The organism is Enterobacter quasimori (genome assembly GCF_018597345.1).
Classification (GTDB): Bacteria; Pseudomonadota; Gammaproteobacteria; order Enterobacterales; family Enterobacteriaceae; genus Enterobacter; species Enterobacter mori.
In genome coordinates this window covers 689,514-709,872 of record NZ_JAHEVU010000001.1, presented here as the reverse complement: position 1 = coordinate 709,872, position 20,359 = coordinate 689,514, and the positions used below count along the sequence as shown (strand labels likewise).

17 protein-coding genes and 1 other RNA gene are annotated in these 20,359 nt (G+C 57.9%); 9 read left to right on the top strand and 9 right to left on the bottom strand.

From position 1 onward, the window contains the following. Window positions 1–3 precede the first annotated feature (3 nt). The 6 genes from btuC to selO all read left to right on the top strand — a co-directional run bounded on the left by btuC (window position 4) and on the right by selO (window position 5,374). On the top strand, window positions 4–984 hold the full coding sequence (btuC, locus tag KK102_RS03300) for a vitamin B12 ABC transporter permease BtuC (RefSeq protein ID WP_126543873.1): 981 nt from the start codon (window positions 4–6) through the stop codon (window positions 982–984). 33 nt (window positions 985–1,017) lie between these two features. After that, complete coding sequence (locus tag KK102_RS03295; protein WP_042714875.1) at window positions 1,018–1,569, top strand: glutathione peroxidase; 552 nt, start codon at window positions 1,018–1,020, stop codon at window positions 1,567–1,569. After that, complete coding sequence (btuD, locus tag KK102_RS03290; RefSeq protein WP_216356944.1) at window positions 1,569–2,324, top strand: vitamin B12 ABC transporter ATP-binding protein BtuD; 756 nt, start codon at window positions 1,569–1,571, stop codon at window positions 2,322–2,324. Before KK102_RS03295 ends, btuD begins: the two co-directional genes overlap by 1 nt. A gap of 73 nt (window positions 2,325–2,397) precedes the next feature. Next, window positions 2,398–2,862, top strand: a complete 465-nt coding sequence (locus KK102_RS03285; protein WP_108416813.1) for a C40 family peptidase — start codon at window positions 2,398–2,400, stop codon at window positions 2,860–2,862. Between the two features lie 294 nt (window positions 2,863–3,156). Continuing rightward, window positions 3,157–3,867 carry an EAL domain-containing protein gene (locus tag KK102_RS03280; protein ID WP_042714871.1) on the top strand — a complete coding sequence of 237 codons (711 nt, stop codon included), beginning with the start codon at window positions 3,157–3,159 and terminating at the stop codon, window positions 3,865–3,867. Between the two features lie 64 nt (window positions 3,868–3,931). Next, window positions 3,932–5,374: a protein adenylyltransferase SelO gene (selO, locus tag KK102_RS03275; protein ID WP_216356943.1), complete on the top strand. Its 1,443-nt coding sequence runs from the start codon at window positions 3,932–3,934 to the stop codon at window positions 5,372–5,374. Here selO and KK102_RS03270 read toward each other — a convergent pair. The 8 genes from KK102_RS03270 to ppsR all read right to left on the bottom strand — a co-directional run bounded on the left by KK102_RS03270 (window position 5,371) and on the right by ppsR (window position 13,479). Beyond that, window positions 5,371–6,150 (bottom strand): heme ABC transporter ATP-binding protein, encoded by a 780-nt coding sequence (locus KK102_RS03270; protein WP_216356942.1) that lies wholly within the window; start codon window positions 6,148–6,150, stop codon window positions 5,371–5,373. The genes selO and KK102_RS03270 overlap by 4 nt on opposite strands. After that, complete coding sequence (locus KK102_RS03265; RefSeq protein WP_126543793.1) at window positions 6,143–7,135, bottom strand: FecCD family ABC transporter permease; 993 nt, start codon at window positions 7,133–7,135, stop codon at window positions 6,143–6,145. Before KK102_RS03265 ends, KK102_RS03270 begins: the two co-directional genes overlap by 8 nt. Continuing rightward, complete coding sequence (locus KK102_RS03260; RefSeq protein WP_216356941.1) at window positions 7,135–7,956, bottom strand: heme/hemin ABC transporter substrate-binding protein; 822 nt, start codon at window positions 7,954–7,956, stop codon at window positions 7,135–7,137. The genes KK102_RS03265 and KK102_RS03260 overlap by 1 nt, the downstream gene beginning before the upstream one ends. Then, complete coding sequence (gene chuS / locus KK102_RS03255; RefSeq protein ID WP_216356940.1) at window positions 7,953–8,981, bottom strand: hemin-degrading factor; 1,029 nt, start codon at window positions 8,979–8,981, stop codon at window positions 7,953–7,955. Before chuS ends, KK102_RS03260 begins: the two co-directional genes overlap by 4 nt. A gap of 23 nt (window positions 8,982–9,004) precedes the next feature. Continuing rightward, the gene (locus tag KK102_RS03250; protein ID WP_216356939.1) at window positions 9,005–10,990 is read right to left on the bottom strand and encodes a TonB-dependent hemoglobin/transferrin/lactoferrin family receptor; all 1,986 of its coding nucleotides are present in this window, start codon (window positions 10,988–10,990) and stop codon (window positions 9,005–9,007) included. A 76-nt stretch (window positions 10,991–11,066) separates the two neighbouring features. After that, window positions 11,067–11,255, bottom strand: coding sequence for a hemin uptake protein HemP (hemP, locus tag KK102_RS03245; RefSeq protein WP_010426061.1), 189 nt, complete (start codon window positions 11,253–11,255; stop codon window positions 11,067–11,069). A gap of 191 nt (window positions 11,256–11,446) precedes the next feature. After that, the gene (aroH, locus tag KK102_RS03240; RefSeq protein ID WP_126543797.1) at window positions 11,447–12,493 is read right to left on the bottom strand and encodes a 3-deoxy-7-phosphoheptulonate synthase AroH; all 1,047 of its coding nucleotides are present in this window, start codon (window positions 12,491–12,493) and stop codon (window positions 11,447–11,449) included. 152 nt (window positions 12,494–12,645) lie between these two features. Then, window positions 12,646–13,479, bottom strand: coding sequence for a posphoenolpyruvate synthetase regulatory kinase/phosphorylase PpsR (gene ppsR, locus KK102_RS03235; RefSeq protein ID WP_042719439.1), 834 nt, complete (start codon window positions 13,477–13,479; stop codon window positions 12,646–12,648). Between the two features lie 335 nt (window positions 13,480–13,814). Between ppsR and ppsA the strand changes: the two genes are divergently transcribed. The 3 genes from ppsA (at window position 13,815) to KK102_RS03220 (ending at window position 20,206) form a co-directional block, all read left to right on the top strand. Continuing rightward, window positions 13,815–16,193 carry a phosphoenolpyruvate synthase gene (gene ppsA, locus KK102_RS03230; RefSeq protein ID WP_216356938.1) on the top strand — a complete coding sequence of 793 codons (2,379 nt, stop codon included), beginning with the start codon at window positions 13,815–13,817 and terminating at the stop codon, window positions 16,191–16,193. 233 nt (window positions 16,194–16,426) lie between these two features. After that, window positions 16,427–17,827 carry an MFS transporter gene (locus KK102_RS03225; RefSeq protein ID WP_126543799.1) on the top strand — a complete coding sequence of 467 codons (1,401 nt, stop codon included), beginning with the start codon at window positions 16,427–16,429 and terminating at the stop codon, window positions 17,825–17,827. Between the two features lie 3 nt (window positions 17,828–17,830). Continuing rightward, window positions 17,831–20,206, top strand: coding sequence for a glycoside hydrolase family 3 N-terminal domain-containing protein (locus tag KK102_RS03220; protein ID WP_216356937.1), 2,376 nt, complete (start codon window positions 17,831–17,833; stop codon window positions 20,204–20,206). A gap of 5 nt (window positions 20,207–20,211) precedes the next feature. Here the strand turns inward: KK102_RS03220 and rprA are convergent. After that, window positions 20,212–20,319: antisense sRNA RprA (rprA, locus tag KK102_RS03215), an RNA gene on the bottom strand. Window positions 20,320–20,359 lie beyond the last annotated feature (40 nt).

Sequence of the window (20,359 nt, the reverse complement as noted above, 5' to 3'; positions counted from 1 at the left end):
CCCATGCTTGATTTTGCCCATCGCCAGCACCGTTCAGATCGACGTCGCCTGCTTCTGCTTGCGCTGCTGCTCATTGTGGCCGCTGTCGTTAGCCTGTGCGCGGGGGACAGATGGCTGGGGCCGGAAAGCTGGTTGGGTCCCGATGGCCAGCTTTTCGTCTGGCAAATACGCCTGCCGCGCACGCTGGCGGTGATCCTGGTGGGGGCCGCGCTGGCGCTGTGCGGCACCATCATGCAGGCGCTGTTTGAAAATCCGCTGGCGGAGCCCGGGCTGCTTGGCGTGTCGAATGGGGCTGGCGTGGGGCTGATTGCGGCTGTCATGCTGGGGGGCGGGACACTCTCAGCGTGGAGCATTAGCTTTAGCGCTATTCTCGGCGCCTTGCTGATAACCATCATTCTTCTGCGTTTTGCCAGACGGCATCTGTCGACCAGTCGGCTGCTGCTTGCCGGGGTGGCGCTGGGGATCATCTGCAGCGCGTTAATGACCTGGGCGGTCTATTTTTCAACGTCGTTCGATTTGCGCCAGCTAATGTACTGGATGATGGGCGGATTCGGTGGCGTCGACTGGCGGCAGGGCTGGCTGATGGCGCTGTTGATCCCGGTCATACTGTGGACCTCTTTTCAGGCACAGCCGCTGAATATTCTCGCGCTCGGCGAAACGTCGGCTCGCCAGCTCGGCATGCCGATTAGCTTCTGGCGCAATGCGCTGGTGATTGCCATTGGCTGGATGGTGGGGGTGAGCGTGGCGCTGGCGGGAGCGATTGGCTTTATCGGGCTGGTTATCCCACATCTGTTGCGTCTATGCGGTATTACCGACCATCGGACGTTACTTCCGGCCTCGGCGGTTGCCGGGGCGGCAACGCTGCTGGTGGCTGACATCATCGCCCGACTCGCCCTGAGCGCAGCCGAACTGCCGATTGGTGTAGTGACCGCTACGCTGGGCGCGCCGGTATTTATCTGGCTACTCTTAAAAGCTGGACGTTAAATCACTACCCGTAAGACAACCTGAGGGAATGCTATGCAGACTGATATTCTGAATACCGAAGTGACCACCATTGACGGCGAGAAAACCACGCTGGAAGGCTACAAGGGCAACGTGTTGCTTATCGTCAACGTGGCGTCTAAATGTGGCCTGACGCCGCAGTACGAACAGCTGGAGAACATTCAGAAAGCCTGGGAGAAAGACGGTTTCACCGTACTGGGCTTCCCGTGCAACCAATTCCTGGGCCAGGAGCCGGGCAGCGAAGAGGAGATTAAAACCTTCTGCAGCACCACCTATGGCGTGACGTTCCCGCTATTCAGCAAGATCGACGTCAACGGTGAAGACCGCCACCCGCTCTATGCGAAGCTGGTGGCCGCAGCGCCGACCGCCGTGGCGCCAGAGGGCAGCGGTTTCTATGAACGTATGGCAAGCAAAGGGCGTGCGCCGCTCTATCCTGACGATATCCTGTGGAATTTTGAAAAATTCCTGATTGGTCGTGACGGCCAGGTTGTCCAGCGTTTCTCACCGGATATGACGCCTGAAGATCCGATCGTCATGGAGTCTATCAAGCTGGCGCTGGCGAAATAATGACGTTGCTGATGCAGCTCACGGACGTCGCCGATAAGGGGCGTCTGGAGCCGGTAACCGGTGCTATCAATGCCGGAGAAATCCTGCATCTTGTTGGGCCAAATGGGGCCGGTAAAAGTACCCTGCTGGCACGCATGGCGGGCCTGACCTCTGGTCCGGGCGAGATCGTGCTGCAGGGGCACGCCCTTGCCGACTGGTCACCGGTATCGCTGGCACATCGGCGTAGCTATTTAGTTCAGCAGCAGGTGCCACCGTTTGCGATGCCGGTCTGGCACTATCTGATGCTGCATCTGCATAATAAAAACAGCGCCACGCTGCTCTCGGATGTCGCGACGGCGTTAGGGTTAGACGATAAACTCACCCGTCACGTCAGCCAGCTCTCCGGTGGGGAGTGGCAGCGCGTGCGTCTGGCCGCGGTTATCCTGCAGATCCATCCGGCAGGAAATCCTCACGGACGCTTGCTGCTTCTGGACGAGCCGATGAGCGGTCTGGATGTCGCCCAGCAGGCGGCGCTGGATACCCTGCTAAGCGGGTTGTCCCGTCAGGGGATAGCCGTCGTTATGAGCAGTCATGACCTTAACCACACGCTGCGTCATGCCCACAGGGTCTGGCTGCTGTCGCGAGGAAAAATGATTGCCAGCGGCGCGCGTGACCAGGTTCTTACGCCTCCAAATCTTGCCCGCGCCTACAATATGTCGTTTCGCAGACTGGACATAGAAGGGCATAAGATGCTGATTTCTACCGCGCAAGAGTAACCGTTTCTTGCCTGGTAGCCTACTTGCACGCTAAATTACAAAAAGAATAAAAAAGCAGAGGATTCGTCTGGACATGCGATTCTGGTTTCTCTTTGTGGCAGCGCTCTTTCTTGCGGGATGCAGTAGCCATCGTGCGCCACCCCCTAACGCCCGGCTCTCGGATTCAATCACCGTGATTGCCAGCCTGAACGACCAGTTAAGCAACTGGCGCGGTACGCCTTATCGCTACGGCGGTATGAGCCGCGGCGGCGTGGACTGTTCTGGTTTTGTTCTGATGACCTTCCGCGATAAGTTTGATTTGCAGCTTCCGCGTGAAACGCGCAAGCAAGCTGAAATAGGCACGGAAATCGACAAAGATGAGTTACTGCCTGGCGACCTGGTCTTTTTCAAAACCGGTTCGGGTGAAAGCGGTCTCCATGTTGGCATTTACGATACGGATAACCAGTTTATTCATGCTTCGACCAGTCGTGGAGTGATGCGCTCTTCGCTCGATAATGTCTACTGGCGTAAAAATTTCTGGCAGGCGCGGCGTATTTAGTCGCGCCTTGACGGCTTAACGCTGGCGGCAGGGTAACTAATAAACTATGCCGCTTTTAATCATATAAGATGATTAAAGTTAAATTTACGAAGAATTAGTTATGTCCAGATGTATCTGTTTTATCTAAAACTGGCTATTACACATCAACCAGGATAAGATTAATTTAGATTCAGGGATAAATCTGAAAAACATTACGGAACTGATGAAATTAATCTTATTAAAATCAAGACAGTGGAATTGTGTCGTCAATTGCTCCAGGATGTCCTCTCTCATCTTTAATGCGGGGCGAGTGCAATGATTATTACGCTAGATAATGCCTACAAGTCTGAACTTTTGCTGCAGCCTGCGCGTAATAGCGCCGGGGAGCTTAAAGGTTTAGAGCTTGTGGTTAACTTTGCTGGCGTTGACACGGAGGTGAGGATCCCTACCGAACTGGTTATCCCGCGTCTTTCACCCGCAGAAGAGTTAGCGCTGTTTCAAGAGAAACTGCAATTGCTCGACACCTGTAAACTGTTCTTTATTCAGCACCAGTTAATTGCATGGATCAATATTACACCTGTAATAGTTGAGTTTTTATTAACGAATGGAAATGCTGTTTCATTACTTGAGCGCTATCCTTTTCTTGAGTTTACTGTTAATGAGAACTATCCAGGTTTAAATAATGGAAAAGACGATCTGAACCTGGCGAGAATGGCAATCCATTTTCCTTTAGTGCTGACAAACTTTGGCGCAGGTGCAGCATCTCTCAAAGCGGTTTATGACGGTTTGTTTAAGCGCGTAATACTGGACAAGGGGTTTATCCAGCAGCGGGCTGCAGCGCTTTCTTTTGAGCCCTTTATGCGCGCTATTCTCTGGCAAATCACCCCACACTGCCAGTCGGTTATGGTATCCGGGATTGACGATCACAGCCTGTTGCAGCGCGTGCTGACGTTTAATTTTGGCGCGATGCAGGGAAGTCTCTGGCCTGCCGTACCGGCAGAGCAGGTGACAACGCTCGTTCAATGATAACCCTTCTCTTCGCCCGTGTTTAAGACCCGCTAAACCCTCTACACTAAAAGCAGGAGGACCTATGACCCTGTCTTTTACTGCACGCTGGCATGACGAGTTGCCTGGCTTTTATACCGTACTCAAACCTACACCGTTACACCATTCCCGTCTTATCTGGCATAACGCGCCGCTGGCAGACGAGCTGGCGATCCCGCCTGACCTGTTCCAGCCTGCAGAAGGGGCTGGCGTCTGGGGCGGCGAAACGCTTTTGCCGGGCATGCAGCCCCTGGCTCAGGTCTACAGCGGCCACCAGTTTGGCGTCTGGGCGGGGCAACTGGGTGACGGCCGGGGGATCCTGCTCGGTGAACAACAGCTTCCCAACGGGGAGACGGTTGACTGGCACCTGAAAGGCGCAGGTCTTACCCCCTATTCGCGAATGGGCGACGGGCGCGCGGTGCTGCGCTCAACGATCCGCGAAAGCCTGGCGTCGGAAGCCATGCATGCGCTGGGGATCCCTACCACGCGCGCGCTGTCGATTGTTACCAGCGACACGGCGGTTGCGCGTGAGACGATGGAGCAGGGGGCAATGCTGGTCCGCATCGCTGAAAGCCATCTGCGCTTTGGTCATTTTGAACACTTTTACTATCGCCGCGAGCCGGAAAAAGTTCGACAGCTTGCAGACTATGCCATTCGCCGCCACTGGCCGCAGCTGCAGGGCGAAGCGGAAAAGTATGTTCTCTGGTTCCGCGATATCGTCGCCCGTACCGCCTCAATGATTGCCCGCTGGCAGACCGTCGGGTTTGCGCACGGAGTCATGAATACCGATAACATGTCCCTTCTGGGACTCACCTTCGATTACGGTCCGTACGGCTTCCTTGATGATTACCAGCCGGGTTACATCTGTAACCATTCGGACTATCAGGGACGCTACAGTTTTGATAATCAGCCTGCTGTAGGGTTGTGGAATCTACAACGCCTTGCGCAAAGCCTGTCGCCTTTTATTGACGTCGATGCCTTGAACAATGCGCTCGACGGCTATCAGGAGGTTCTGCTGCGGGAGTATGGTGCGCTGATGCGCAACAAGCTGGGCCTGCTGACCCAGGAGAAGGGTGATAACGAATTACTGAACACCTTGTTTGCGCTGATGGCGCGGGAAGGGAGTGACTACACCCGCACCTTCCGGATGCTGAGCCAGACGGAGCAGAACAGCGCGGCGTCACCGCTGCGTGACGAGTTTATCGACAGGCAGGCGTTTGACGACTGGTTCACGCTCTACCGCTCGCGGCTTCAGCAGGAGCAGGTGGACGATGCAACCCGCCAGGAGAAGATGAAGGCCGCGAACCCCGCAATGGTGTTGCGCAACTGGCTGGCGCAGCGGGCGATTGAGCAGGCAGAGCAGGGACAGTACGACGAGTTACACCGCCTGCATGTGGCGTTGCGCACGCCGTTTGCCGACCGGGACGATGACTACGTCAGCCGCCCGCCTGAGTGGGGCAAGCGGCTGGAAGTGAGCTGCTCAAGCTAGGGGGCGAGAAATACCTGCGGCGCGGCGTGAGCCGGATGTTGACCCACGTGCAGCTGTGCGCCATACCAGTGGGCCAGCGCATCGGCCTGCAGGACGGCCTCCGGTGTGCCTCCGGCGACCAGCCTGCCGTTATGCAACAGCAGGATCCTGTCTGCCCACAGCGCCGCCAGATTGAGATCGTGCAGCACTACGCAGACGTGCAGATCCTTTTGACGGGTCAGCGATCTCAACAGCCGCAGCAGATGCTGCTGATGATAGAGATCCAGCGCGGAGGTGGGTTCATCCAGGAACAGCCAGCCGCGCGGAGCACCGTCGCACCAGAGCTGCGCCAGCGCGCGAGCAAGCTGGACACGCTGCTGTTCGCCGCCGGAAAGCGCCGCAAATTGCCTTCCGGCAAGCGGTAAACATTCGGTGATCCGCATGATTTCCTGAATCACTGCCGCTTCAGGCGTGTGCGTCCACGGTGCGCGGCCCATGCCGATAACGGCCTCCACCGGCCAGTCAAATCCCAGCCGCGTGTTTTGTCGCATTACCGCCCGCTGGCGGGAAAGCGCGTCCGGACGCCATGCGCTGAGGGGTTTCCCCGCCAGAAGGCAGTGCCCGCTGGCAGGCTTGAGATAACCCGTTAGCAGCCGTAATAACGTCGATTTCCCGGCACCGTTCGGGCCAATTAGCGCGATCAGTTCACCCTGCGACAACGACAGCGAAATGTCGTTGATTATCGTGCGTCGTCCCGCCTGAAAAACAATATTTTCAGCGCAATAGCGGTCAGTCATGTTGCCCTCCACGACGGAAGATAAGCCAGAGAAACCAGGGGGCGCCAAGAAGGCTGGTCAGCAAACCGACCGGCATTTCAGCTGGCGCGACCAGCGTTCGCGCGGCCGTATCCGCAACCAACAGCAGCGAAGCCCCGGCGAGGACCGAACCGGGGATCGCGGCCCGGTGATCCGCGCCCAGCCACATACGCATCAGATGCGGTACCACCAGCCCCACAAAGCCGATCACGCCGCTGACCGCCACTGCGGCAGCAACCAGCAGGGCGCTGCACAGCAGCAGGATCCGCTGTACGACGGCGACATCGACACCCAGATAGTGCGCTTCCTCATCACCGAGCTGCAGCACGTTAAGCGCGTTCGCCAGCCGCCAGATAACCAGAACGGTAGGCGCCATCAGCGAGGCGACGGCCAGCAGCGTCGACCACTGCGCCTGACCGAGGCTGCCCATTCCCCAGAGCGAAAGCTGGCGAAGCTGCGCATCGTTACTCACCCAAGAGAGGACGCCGACCGCCGCGCCGCACAAGGCGTTTATCGCAATGCCAACCAGTAACAGACGTGACAGGGAGCTGTTACGCTGCTGGCTGAGCAGGAAGATCGCAACGGTAGCGGCCAGCGCGCCGAGAAAGGCTGCCAGCATCGGGGCGTAAAGCATCACCAGGGCAGGTAACGAGAGCGGAAGAACGACCCACAGCGCAACCGCCAGCGCCGCGCCGCTGCTGATGCCGAGCAAACCCGGATCCGCCAGGGGATTGCGAAACAGTCCTTGCATCACGCATCCCGCCAGCGCCAGCGACCCGCCGATGACCAGTGCCAGCAGCACGCGAGGCAGGCGGATCGTCAGCCAGATTTGACGCAGCGCCTCGTCGCTGCCGCTCCACAGCAGGCTGATCGGCAGGCGCAACGCGCCAAAGCCGGTGGCCGTGAACGTCAAGAGGGAGAGCAGGGCAGCCAGCAGCCACAGCGAAACCGTAACCCGTTGGGACATCAGGGGAGTTGCTCCGCTTTGGCGCGCAGCTGCTGGATCGCTTTCGGCGTTCGCACGCTAAAGCCCAGCAGCGCCATGTCATCAATCGCCAGCATCTGTCTGTTCCGCCCGGCTGGCGTTTGCGCCAGACCCGGCAGCGTCCACAGATTTTCTTCACCGCCCAGCGCCCGCACGCCGTCCTGCGAAATCACCACCAGGTCGGGCTGGCTGGCAATCACGCCCTCCTGCGACAGCGGCTGATAGCGGGAAAATCCCTGCATTGCGTTCTGTAAACCCGCCGCACGGATGGCGGCATCCGCGCCGGTCTGCTGCCCGGCAGCCATGGCGGTCATCCCGCCGTGGTTAAGAATAAACAGCACCCGCTTGTTCAGCGACGACGTGGGCAGTGCGGCCAGCTCCGCGTGCAGCGTTTTGCGCAGGATTTCTCCCTGCGCCTGCTGGTGCGTTGCTTCGGCGATCGTCCGGACTTTCTCGTCAATCACGCTCAGGGCGTTACTGGCGGGAACGGTGATCACCCTGACGTGGCTTTGCTCAATCTGCTTCAGCGCCAGAGAGGGCTGAGCCTGAGCGCTCGCCAGCACCAGCGTGGGACGTATGGACAAAATCCCCTCTGCATTAAGCTGGCGCAGATAGCCCACGTCTGGCAGGTCGTTCGCCGCCTGCGGCCACTGGCTGGTGCTGTCGCGCGCGACCAGAGAAGACTGTGCGCCAAGGGCATACACGATCTCCGTGACGTCGCCGCCGAGGGTGACAATTTTCTCCTGCGCGGCGGCAAACGCCACCAGAGGCAGGGCGCTCAGCAGGGCAAACCAGCTTTTCATGCGGCCATCCCTTTTGGCATCAGGGCGTCAATCTGGCTGCGCCACTGGCTCTGCTCCGGCTCGCCTTCGGTACGCTGACCATACAGCTGGGCGATTTGCGTACCGTCGGCGGCAAACAGTTCCAGGCTGGTGACATGCCCGTCAGACGTCGGTTTGCGCGTGACCCACGTTTCCGCAATGGATCCCTCAAGCAGATGCAGCGTAAAGGCGGCGTTAAAGACGTTCAGCCAGCCTTTCATCGGTACGACTTTTTCCACCGCGCCGGTGAAGATCTGCACGCAGCCGCGGTTGCCCACGAAGACCATGATTTCGTTACCGTCCTGACGTGCCGTTTCCAGCAGCTGCGCCAGCGCGCTGTTCTCAACTTTGCAGGCGAGGTCGTCGCCCACGAGGCGAAACGCCTGCTGGCGGCTGAGGTTATGGCGCTTCAACAGGCTGAAGAACTGATGAACGTCGGTCATGGCGCGCCACTCTTTGTCCACACGCGCGGCATCCGCATTTTCAGCGTGAGCCGGAGTATCGGCAGCCTTCAGATCAAGCGGCGGGTTGTCGGCAAAGATAAAACGGGTCAACACGTCGCCCCAGGCGGAGACGTCGGTATTGTCCGTGGTATACACCTTCAGCAGGGCATCGCCCTGACGATCGAAGAACTGAATGCTCTGGCGCTCGCCGCGTGCGGTGGTTTCGCTGATGTGAAACACGCTCGCCCACTGGTTGAGGAACAGGCGCAGATCCAGCGCGCGGGGGTTCAGCACCAGCCCGGCGTGGCCGTTCAGGTGCTGGTTGGTAAAGCTCCCGACCTGCTCGTGCACGGCGTAGTCGTTGCGGCAGATGCACATGGTTTCGCCCACGGCTTCCAGCGCGCCTAAAATCTCGCGGATTTCACCGTGCAGTCGCCAGGCGTCGTGACCTACCCGGGCAAAGGTCAGCTCCGCTTCGCTGATGTTCATTAACCCTGCGATGTCACGCGCGTATTTACCCGGATTCTCTTCTTTTAACTCAAGCCAGCGTGTGTAGTGATTCATTGTCTCATCCTTCTTAATATGCGTTACCACTGATAACTCACGAAAATCTTACCGTTACGACCGTCCTGCGGGATCCCCTGCGGTGACCAGTACGCTTTGTCGAAGGCGTTACCTAGCACCAGCGTGGTGGTCACGCCTTTGAGCTGTTCCTGACCTTTATAGCTGACGTAGAAATCATTGACCGCATAGCCCGGCTGTTTACTGTAGCTGCTGCTGATATGCGTTGAGCGATCGACAAAAGTACCGATCCAGCCGACGGAGAACCCGCTTTGCGCCACCGGGATATCCAGCTTGCTGGTGACGGTGTCCGGGTTAATGCTGGAGATATACTCGCCGGTATTGGTGTCTTTGCCGCGCGTGCGGTTGTAGGCCACGTCGAGGTTGAACAGGTCGGCGGAGTATTTCGCCATTACGTCCCATCCCCAGATTTTGGCGTTGGGGACGTTATAGGACATGGTGGTCGCCGCGGCAAAATCGACGGTGGTGGAGATGTAGTCTTTGGCTTTGGTATCGAAATAGCTGGCCTTAAACTCCAGCGCATCGTTGGCAAGCATCAGATCGTCAAAGCGCAGACCAAAACCGAACTCCTGGGTTTTGTTGGTTTCCGGGCGCAGGTTCGGGTTGGGTACCCAGTAGTTGGTGTAGAAGCTGCCGATGGAGAAGTGTTTCGCATCGTTATACATCTCGCCCATGGTCGGCGCGCGGAAGGCCTGCGCATAAGAGCCGAACAGCATCAGCCAGTCGGTTGGGCTGACGGTTAACCCGGCGCGGGATGACCACTTATCGGCATCCACATCGTCGTAACCCTCGCTGCTGCCGCGATAATTGTCGTAGCGCGTACCGCCCAGCAGGGTCACGGGCAGATCGCGCAGGGTGATCTCATCCTGCAGCCAGCCGGAGCTGAAATCGATTTTGGCATTCGGGAAGCCGGTTGTCGCACCGCCCGGGCGTTGCTCCTGACGATAGTATTCGCCGCCGTAGGTCAGGAGATGAGACGCGAAGGAGTCGCTGAACAGACGGGTGCGGTTTTCCACTTTGCCGCCTTTGGTGGTCTGCTTGCGGAACTCGCCGGTGCCGTCGACGTTCTGGGCGTTAATGCGCGCTTCGGACCAGTAGACTTTTGCGTCGGCGTTCAGCCAGTCGTTACCTTCCGGTGCAAGGTGGTAGCCAAGCTGCGCATCACGCTGGATGGTGGAGCGGTCGGTCATCGGGTTGCTGCTGTCGGTCGCGTCGGTGGTTTGCGGGTTTTTCGGCTCCTGCGCGTCGTTGTTGTAGTAGCGCAGGGAGCCGCTCAGGGTTTGAGCCGGGTCGATTTTCCAGCTCCCTTTTGCCAGCATGTTATTAATGGATTCGTCGTTAGGCGCCGTTGCACCGTCACTCTGGCGAATATCACCGCGATCCCGGCTCGACCATGCCACCAGACCGTCCAGCGTCTCGGTACGGCCGTAGGCGCTGGCACCCATTCCGATGCTGCGATCGCCCGTCGCGCCCGTACCAAACACGCGGTAGCCGCTGTTCTTGCCCGGCTCCAGCAGATCGCCGGCGTCGGCGGTGTCATAGGAAATCACGCCGCCCAATGCGCCGCTGCCGTACAGCAGAGCGGAGGGGCCGCGCACCACTTCGATACGTTTGATCAGCGCAGGGTCGAGGAAGGTGCTGTTGAGGTGGCCGGTATCGGTTCCCTGACGTACGCCGTCGACCAGGACCAGCACGCCGCGACGGTCGTAACCGCGCAGGTTGACGTCCTGACCATTCGTGCGGCCGGTGCCGTCCAGCGTCAGACCGGGGACCTTGCGCAGCAGGTCGGCGGCAGAGCTGGCGGTCTGGTTTTCCGGGGCGGTGGCGTCAATGACGCTGACCATCATCGGCGCCTCAAAGGCGCTGCGGGCGTTGCCGGTGGCGGTTACGGTGATGTCGTCTGTGGCGGCAAACGCAGCCCCCGGCAGGGTGCTGACAATCGCCAGCGCCAGAAGTGACGGACGTAAAGACGTGGAATGCAGGTGTGGCATAGCAACTCTCCATAAGAATTGAAAAGCGCTGGCTGCCTGGGGATAACCTGGGTGGCTGGCGAAATTATCGTGTTGTTTATTTAGTCAGGATCAGTTTTCCGGCATGGGTCTGGCGCAGAAGATAGTGCTGGCCGTCATGCTCGATAATGACCCGCCCCTCATCACCGAGCAGGGTTTTGCTGTCGATACGGCGATCGGTGGAGGTGGGGGAAGGCGCTGTGTGTGTTTTTATTGGCGTTGCCGCGCTGTTATCCGTACGTGACATAATGTTTATAAATAACAATCAATGTAACAATGATAATCATTATCAATAAACTGCAAATTCACGGCAAGCGTTTTTGTGAAAATTGTGTGACGGGATCAAAATTGGGGGTGAGGTGCGGTCTGATGCCCTCACCAACAGGGAGAGGGCACGGATCGTAGGTCGGGTAAGCGCAGCGCCACCCGACAATAACATCAGAAGCGAGAATCAACCGCAGCTGCCAGCTTCTCCAGCAGCAGCTCGCTGTCTTCCCAGCTCAGGCACGGGTCGGTGATCGACTGGCCGTAAACCATCTGCTGTCCGGTAACGATTTTCTGCGTGCCTTCTTTGAGGAAGCTTTCCGCCATAATGCCTGCCACGGCGGTGGAACCGCTGCGGATCTGCTGGCAGATCTCATCGCAGACATCCAGCTGGCGACGGTGCTGCTTCTGGCAGTTGCCGTGGCTGAAATCCACCACCAGGTGTTCCGGCAGGTCGAACTCGGCCAGCGTTTCGCAGGCTGCTGCGATATCTTGCGCATGATAGTTCGGTTTTTTGCCGCCGCGCATAATGATATGCCCGTACGGATTACCGCTGGTCTGGTAGATGGTCATGTGACCGCTCTTATCCGGCGACAGGAACATATGGCTGGCACGCGAGGCGCGGATCGCGTCGACCGCAATTCGCGTGTTGCCATCGGTCCCGTTTTTAAAGCCGACCGGACAGGAGAGGGCGGAAGCCATCTCGCGGTGGATTTGGCTTTCGGTGGTGCGTGCGCCAATTGCGCCCCAGCTGATCAGATCGGCGATAAACTGCCCGGTCACCATATCGAGAAACTCGGTCGCCGTCGGAACGCCCAGCTCGTTGACCTGTAAAAGCAGCTTCCGCGCCAGCTCAATACCGTGGTTCACGCGATAGCTGCCGTTGAGGTCAGGATCGGAAATCAGTCCCTTCCAGCCCACCACGGTACGCGGTTTTTCAAAGTAGGTGCGCATGACGATCTCAAGGCGATGCTGATACTTGTCACGCATCCCCTGAAGACGTTTTGCATAGTCCATCGCGGCATCCAGGTCGTGAATGGAGCAGGGGCCAATCACCACCAGAAGACGCTTGTCTTCGCCGTTCAGGATTTTTTCAATGCGGCGGCGGGACGCCGTTACATGTTCCGCAACGCCTGCGGAAACGGGGTGCCGCTGGGCCAGTTCAGCCGGAGTCACCAGGCTATCAATGCGCGCAGTGCGGAGTTCGTCGGTTTTGTTCATGGAATGTCTCAGAATTTTTTTGCTTCATCGGCAGACTACCGGGAAGTGATGGGCATCACCTTAAACCAATCCCTGCTGATTTCAAGTTCGGGGCAAATTCGCCCCGATGATGCCCATTATGATAACTGAAACTGGATTAATGTACTAGCATATTAGTACATTCGGCGATTCAGCCCCATGATGTCGAGGATTTTTGTAGCAATTTCTTCTACAGAATAGTTGGTGCTGTTCAGCCACGGGATCTGGTTTTTGCGGTACAGCGCTTCCACTTCGGAAACCTCCATCCGGCACTGGCGCATGGAGGCGTAGCGGCTGTTCTCTCGGCGCTCTTCGCGGATGGCCGCAAGGCGCTCCGGGTTGATGGTCAGGCCGAACAGCTTGTGCTGCAGCGGCTTAAGGGCGGCGGGCAGCACCAGGTTATCCATATCATCAGCGATGAACGGGTAGTTTGCGGCGCGAATGCCAAACTGCATCGCCAGATACAGGCTGGTCGGGGTTTTGCCGCAGCGCGACACGCCAAGCAGGATCACCTGCGCCTGGTCAAGATTACGCAGCGAGATCCCGTCGTCGTGGGCGAGGGTGTAGTCAATGGCGGCGATACGCGCATCGTACTTGGTCAGGTTGCCGGGGTTCAGCCCGTGTGTACGGTGGGCGATGGGCGTGGGGTCGAGCTTGAGCTCGCTCTGCAACGGTGCCACCAGCGCCTGCACGATATCCTGACAAAATCCTTCACTTTGCAGAATGATGCTGCGAATTTCCGGGATAACAATCGAGTAGAACACCAGCGGGCGCACGCCGGTCTGCTGGAAAATGGCGTCAATCTGGTCTTTCACCGCTTTGGCGCGGCTCTCATTTTCCACAAAGGGAAGCGTGATGCTGTTAATCGAAACGGGAAACTGCGACATCACCGCGTGCCCCAGCACCTCGGCGGTGATCGCCGTACCATCAGAAATATAAAAAACGTGACGATCGACAGCACTATCCATTTTACCCACCCTGAATATCAGACGTAATTGTCTGAAAGCATAAATTAAAAAAGTAATTTACACAGCAAAGAACTTATCCTAATTATGAATGAAACGGTGTTTTTGATTTTCCTGAAAAGTGGATTTCATTTTTCAAATAGCGACTTTATTTTTGGGGTTTCTGGCTGAATATAGAGGAATCATCGGGTTAATCGTTGATGGGAAAGTATCCGAAAAGTTGAAAATTTAAATTGCTTACACGATTCACCGTTTTTTTAGCGGAAGTAAATATGCCAGTATAAATACGTAGTCAGGTGTTTCTTACTCCGATCAAATATCACAAAAGGATTGTTTCGATGTCCAACAATGGCTCGTCACCGCTGGTGCTTTGGTATAACCAACTCGGCATGAATGATGTAGACAGAGTTGGGGGCAAAAATGCCTCCCTGGGTGAAATGATTACAAATCTGTCCGGTATGGGTGTTTCCGTACCAAACGGGTTTGCCACCACCGCCGATGCCTTTAACCTGTTTTTAGACCAGAGCGGTGTAAACCAGCGCATTTACGACCTGCTGGATAAAACGGATATTGATGACGTCACCGAGCTTGCCAAAGCCGGGTCACAAATCCGCCAATGGATCATCGACACACCTTTCCAGCCGGAACTGGAAAAAGCCATTCATGACGCGTACAACCAGCTCTCCGCTGACGATGCGCAGGCCTCCTTTGCCGTGCGTTCTTCTGCGACCGCAGAAGATATGCCGGACGCCTCGTTCGCCGGACAGCAGGAAACCTTCCTGAACGTTCAGGGCTACGATGCGGTGCTGGTGGCGGTGAAGCACGTGTTTGCTTCCCTGTTTAACGATCGCGCCATCTCCTATCGCGTGCACCAGGGCTACGACCATCGCGGTGTGGCGCTCTCCGCCGGCGTGCAGCGCATGGTGCGCTCGGACGTGGGCTCATCCGGCGTGATGTTCTCCATCGATACCGAGTCCGGCTTCGATCAGGTGGTGTTTATGACCTCCGCGTGGGGTCTGGGTGAGATGGTCGTGCAGGGCGCGGTAAACCCTGACGAATTCTACGTCCACAAGCCTACGCTGGCGGCTAACCGTCCGGCAGTGGTGCGCCGCACCATGGGCTCGAAAAAAATCCGCATGATCTATGCCCCAACCCAGGAGCATGGCAAGCAGGTTAAAATTGAAGATGTACCGCAGGAGCAGCGCGACCGCTTCTCCCTGACCGACGCCGAAGTGGAAGAGCTGGCGAAGCAGGCGGTGCAGATCGAAAAACACTACGGCCGTCCGATGGATATCGAATGGGCGAAAGACGGGAACACCGGCAAGCTGTTTATCGTGCAGGCGCGTCCGGAAACCGTCCGCTCACGCGGTCAGGTGATGGAGCGTTATACGCTGCACGCGCAGGGCAAAATCGTGGCGGAAGGCCGCGCCATCGGTCACCGTATCGGTGCCGGTCCGGTGAAAGTGATCCACGACATCAGCGAGATGAACCGCATTGAGCCAGGCGATGTGCTGGTGACCGACATGACCGACCCGGACTGGGAACCGATCATGAAGAAAGCGGCAGCCATCGTCACCAACCGCGGCGGTCGTACCTGTCACGCGGCGATCATCGCCCGCGAGCTGGGTATTCCTGCGGTTGTCGGCTGCGGTGATGCCACCGAGCGCATGAAGGACGGACAGAACGTGACCGTCTCCTGTGCCGAAGGCGATACCGGCTACGTGTATGCCGATATCCTCGACTTCAGCGTGAAGAGCTCAAGCGTGGATACCATGCCGGACCTGCCGCTGAAGATCATGATGAACGTCGGCAACCCGGACCGCGCGTTTGACTTCGCCTGCCTGCCGAACGAAGGCGTAGGCCTGGCGCGTCTGGAATTCATCATCAACCGTATGATCGGCGTTCACCCGCGCGCGCTGCTGGAGTTTGACGACCAGGATCCGAAGCTGCAGAACGAAATCCGCGAAATGATGAAAGGCTACGACTCGCCGAAAGAGTTCTACGTCGGTCGTCTGACCGAGGGGATCGCGACGCTGGGTGCCGCCTTCTATCCGAAACGCGTGATCGTGCGTCTGTCTGACTTTAAGTCTAACGAATACGCCAACCTGGTCGGCGGCGAGCGCTACGAGCCGGAAGAAGAGAACCCGATGCTGGGCTTCCGCGGGGCCGGACGCTACGTGTCCGACAGCTTCCGCGACTGCTTCGCGCTGGAGTGTGACGCGGTGAAGCGCGTGCGCAACGACATGGGGCTGACCAACGTGGAGATCATGATCCCGTTCGTGCGTACCGTAGACCAGGCGAAAGCGGTGGTGGACGAGCTGGCGCGTCAGGGGCTGAAGCGCGGCGAGAACGGGCTGAAGATCATCATGATGTGCGAAATCCCGTCTAACGCCCTGCTGGCCGAGCAGTTCCTGGAGCACTTCGACGGCTTCTCTATCGGTTCGAACGACATGACGCAGCTGACGCTGGGTCTGGACCGCGACTCAGGGGTGGTCTCCGAGCTGTTCGACGAGCGTAACGAGGCGGTGAAGGCGCTGCTCTCCATGTCCATCCGCGCGGCGAAGAAGCAGGGTAAATACGTCGGGATCTGCGGTCAGGGACCGTCCGACCATGAAGATTTTGCCGCCTGGCTGATGGAAGAGGGAATTGATAGTCTCTCCCTGAACCCGGACACCGTGGTGCAAACCTGGCTGAGCCTGGCGGAACTGAATAAGTAACGCCGCACTGAACAGAAAAGGCGAGGATATTATTCCTCGCCTTTTTTATTTCCCCTCTTATTTGCTCCCCATCACAAATAAAACAAAAAACCAAATATCATAATTTGTCTGTTAATTTAGACAATTGTTAGCGCGCAACGCGTTGCTAATACTTGAGCCTTACTGCGCATTTCTCTTCAGATGATGCGCAACTGGTTGAAATACGTTTTAACCTGATAAAAAGGCAAATAACAATGACACTCTCCTCTGTATTACGTACGAAAGATAAAATAGGTTACGGATTAGGCGATATGGCCAGCGCGCTGGTCTGGCAAACGGCGACGTTATTTCTCGCCTATTTTTATACGGACGTTTTTGGCTTGCCCGCCGCGATTATGGGCACCATGTTTTTAGTGGTGCGCGCGGTCGATGCATTTATCGATCCCTGCATTGGCGCGCTCGTCGACCGCACGCAAACGCGGCACGGTCGTTTTCGCCCCTGGCTGCTGTGGTTTGCCATCCCGTTTGGCGTGAGCTGCCTGATTACTTTCTATGTACCGGACGTTGGGCCGACGGCAAAAATCGTTTATGCCTGCGTGACCTACGCGATTTTAAGCCTGATTTACTCCGCGATTAACGTGCCTTACTGCGCTATGCCCGGTGCGCTGACGCTGGATCCGCGCGAACGTCACTCTTTGCAGTCCTGGCGCTTTGGGCTGTCGTTTATCGGCGGGCTGATCGTGACGGTGATTGCCCTGCCGCTGGTGTCACTGCTGGGTCAAGGTAACGTACAGAGAGGCTATTTCTATGCCATGAGCCTGATGGGGCTGCTGGGTATTGTTTTATTCTTCTGCTGCTTCCTGATGACCCGCGAACGTTATTCGCCGCGCAATGATACTTCCGGATCCATGGTGACGGATTTAAAGCTGCTGGCCAAAAACAGCCAGTGGCGAATTGTGTTCGTGTTTAATATTTTGCTGTTAACGGCGGTCGTGACGCGCGGCTCTGCAACCATGTATTACGTCAACTACGTGCTGCTGCGCCCGGAGCTGGTCTTTGCCTTTATTGTTTCAGGCATGGTGGCCTCATTAAGCGGGGCATTATTATCTGAACGCCTGCTCGGGAAATTTGATCGCGTTCGCGCCTATCAGTGGACCATTATGACTTTCGTGATTTTCGGCGCGCTGATTTTCTTCATTCCGCCTTCGCAGGTCTGGCTGATATTCGGCCTCAACATCGTTTTTAGCTTTATTCAAAACCTGACCACGCCGCTTCAATGGACCATGTTCTCGGACGTGGTGGATTACGAAGAGCACCGCAGCGGTCGTCGTCTGGACGGTCTGGTCTTCTCTACCGCGCTGTTTGCCATCAAGTTTGGGCTGGCGCTGGGCGGGGCCGTGGTCGGTTGGGTGCTCGGCATGGTGGATTACGCCCCGGGCCAGGTGACGCAGGCGCCGCACGTGCTCTCTACCATCAACGCGCTCTTTACGCTCATTCCTTGCGTGCTGTTCCTCTGCATGGTGGCGCTTCTTTCCATTTACAAACTCAACAGTCGGCTGGTGGATTCCATTGCCCGTGAACTTGCGGGCAAGCGTGATGTGCGTCCCGACGCAGGAAAGCTCAGCCCGGCAACCCATTCTGCAATACAGGAGTAAAACATGACGGCTATCTATAAGGACGCAGGACGTCCGGTACACGAGCGCGTCGCCGATCTGCTGGCGCGTATGACCCCGGAAGAGAAGTTTGCCCAGATGCACGCGTACTGGCTGATCCTCGATGAAAACGGCAACCACCGCGAACGGAGCGATCTGAGCGATGAGTTCGCCGGCGTGAGCGAGCAGGCTGCGCTGAGCGAACGGCTGAAGCTGGGCGTCGGGCAGATCACCCGTCCGCTCGGCACGCACATCGTTGATGCGAAAACCGGCGTGCGCGCGGCAAACCGCCTGCAGCGGATGATGATGGAAGAGACGCGTCTCGGCATTCCGGCGCTGTTCCATGAAGAGTGTCTGGTGGGGCTGCTGTGTAAAGACGCCACGCTGTTTCCGTCGTCGCTGAACTACGGATCGACCTGGGATCCGGCACTGGTGCAGCGCGCGGCAGAGCAGATTGGCAAGGAGGCGCGCTCCGTCGGCTGCCAGCAGGGGCTGGCGCCGGTGCTGGACGTGTCCCGCGACGTGCGCTGGGGGCGTACCGAAGAGACCTTCGGCGAAGATCCCTGGCTGGTGGGCGTGATGGCGACCGCCTACGTCAAAGGGTTACAGGGCGATAAGCGCGACCTGCTGGCGACCCTGAAGCATTACGTTGGCCACTCGTTTAGCGAAGGGGCGCGCAACCACGCGCCGGTGCACCTCGGGTTCAGCGAGCTGAACGATACCTTCCTGCTGCCGTTTGAAATGGCGGTCAAGCTGGCAAACGCCGGGTCGGTCATGCCCGCCTACCACGATATTGATAATCAGCCGGGGCACAGCGACAGCTTCCTGCTTACCACCGTCCTGCGTGAACAGTGGGGATTCGACGGGATTATTGTGGCGGACTACGGCGGCGTCAGCCTGCTGCATCAGCACCACGGGATTTCCCACGATGCAGCGGAGTCCGCCGCGTTGGCCTTTAACGCCGGGCTGGACGTTGAGCTGCCGAAAGATGACTGCGCGCGCCATCTGGCGGAAGCAGTAGAGCGTGGGCTGATTTCTATGGCGAAGGTGGATGAGATCGTGGCGCGTACGCTGACGGAAAAATTCCGCCTTGGCCTGTTTGAACGTCCCTATGCCGATGAGCAGGGCGGCGATCTGCAAAATGAGACGACCCGGCAGGCGGCGCGGGATGTCGCGACAAAGTCGATCACGCTTCTGGAAAACAATGGCATCTTGCCCCTCGGCGGAAAGCCTCGCGTTGCGCTGGTCGGCCCGACGGCAGACGATCCGCTGGCGTTACTCAGCGGTTACAGCTTCCCGGTACACCTGATCATCAGCGACATGGTAGAAGAGACGTCGCAGGTGACGACCCCGCGCGCGGCGCTGGAACACTATCTGGGTGCATCGAACGTGCGCTATGCCAAAGGGTGCCACATCATTGAAAAACGAATGGCGGGCGCGCCGGTCTTCCCCGGCGACAGCGGCGGTAAGCCGATGCAGCAGTCGCCGGTTTCACTGAGCACCGCACTGATCCCCGAGGCGGTCGACGCCGCGCAACACAGTGACGTGGTAGTGGCCTGCGTTGGCGATCTCGCCGGGCTGTTCCAGAGCGGCACCGTGGGTGAAGGCTCAGATACGGACTCATTGAATCTGCCCGGCGTGCAGCAACAGCTGCTGGAAGCGCTGGTCGCCACCGGTAAACCGGTGATCGTGGTGATGACCGGCGGGCGTCCGTACAACCTTCAGGGGCTGGAAGATAAGGTGGCCGCGCTGATGATGGCCTGGGCACCCGGGCAGGAAGGGGGCTGGGCGATTGCCGATGTGCTGACCGGACGCGCCGAGCCGCAGGGCCGGCTGGTGGTCAGCGTACCCAAAAGCGCAGGCGCGATGCCGTTCTACTACAATCACAAGCTCAAAAGCGGCGGCACGCCGTTTGCGTTCCATTTCGGTTCGCGTTACCCGTTTGGCTTCGGCCTCGGCTGGACGCAGTTTAGCTGGGGAGCGGCAAAAGTGGCGGCATCCAGCGTGCCGGTTGACGGCGAGGTGACGCTGAGTGTGGATATCACCAATTCCGGGGAACGCAGCGGCAGCGAGGTGGTGCAGGTCTACGTCAGGGATAAGGTCGCCACGCAGGTGCGGCCGCTTCAGGAGCTGAAGGCCTTCCAGCGCGTCACGCTCTCGCCGGGCGAAACCGCCACGCTCACCTTTATCTTACCGGTGGACATGTTCAACTTCACCCGTCGGGACGGGAAGCGCATCGTCGAGCCGGGTGAGTTTGAACTGCAGGTTGGCGCATCGTCGGCGGATATCCGCGAGACTGTGACGGTCAATGTGACAGGGGAAACGCGGGTATTGCCTGCTGAGTGGCGGATGCTCGGTACCTGTGAGGTTAAGCGCGCGTAGTCAGGATAAAAAAAAGCCCATCGTGGGAGATGGGCAAAGACTACACACAGCAATTCGTTGTTTCACTCAGGGGATTTCCATGCTTATAAATCAAGGCTTTGATTTATAACCGTGTCCTAATAGTAGGCATGTCGGCTTTTAGCGTCGATCAGA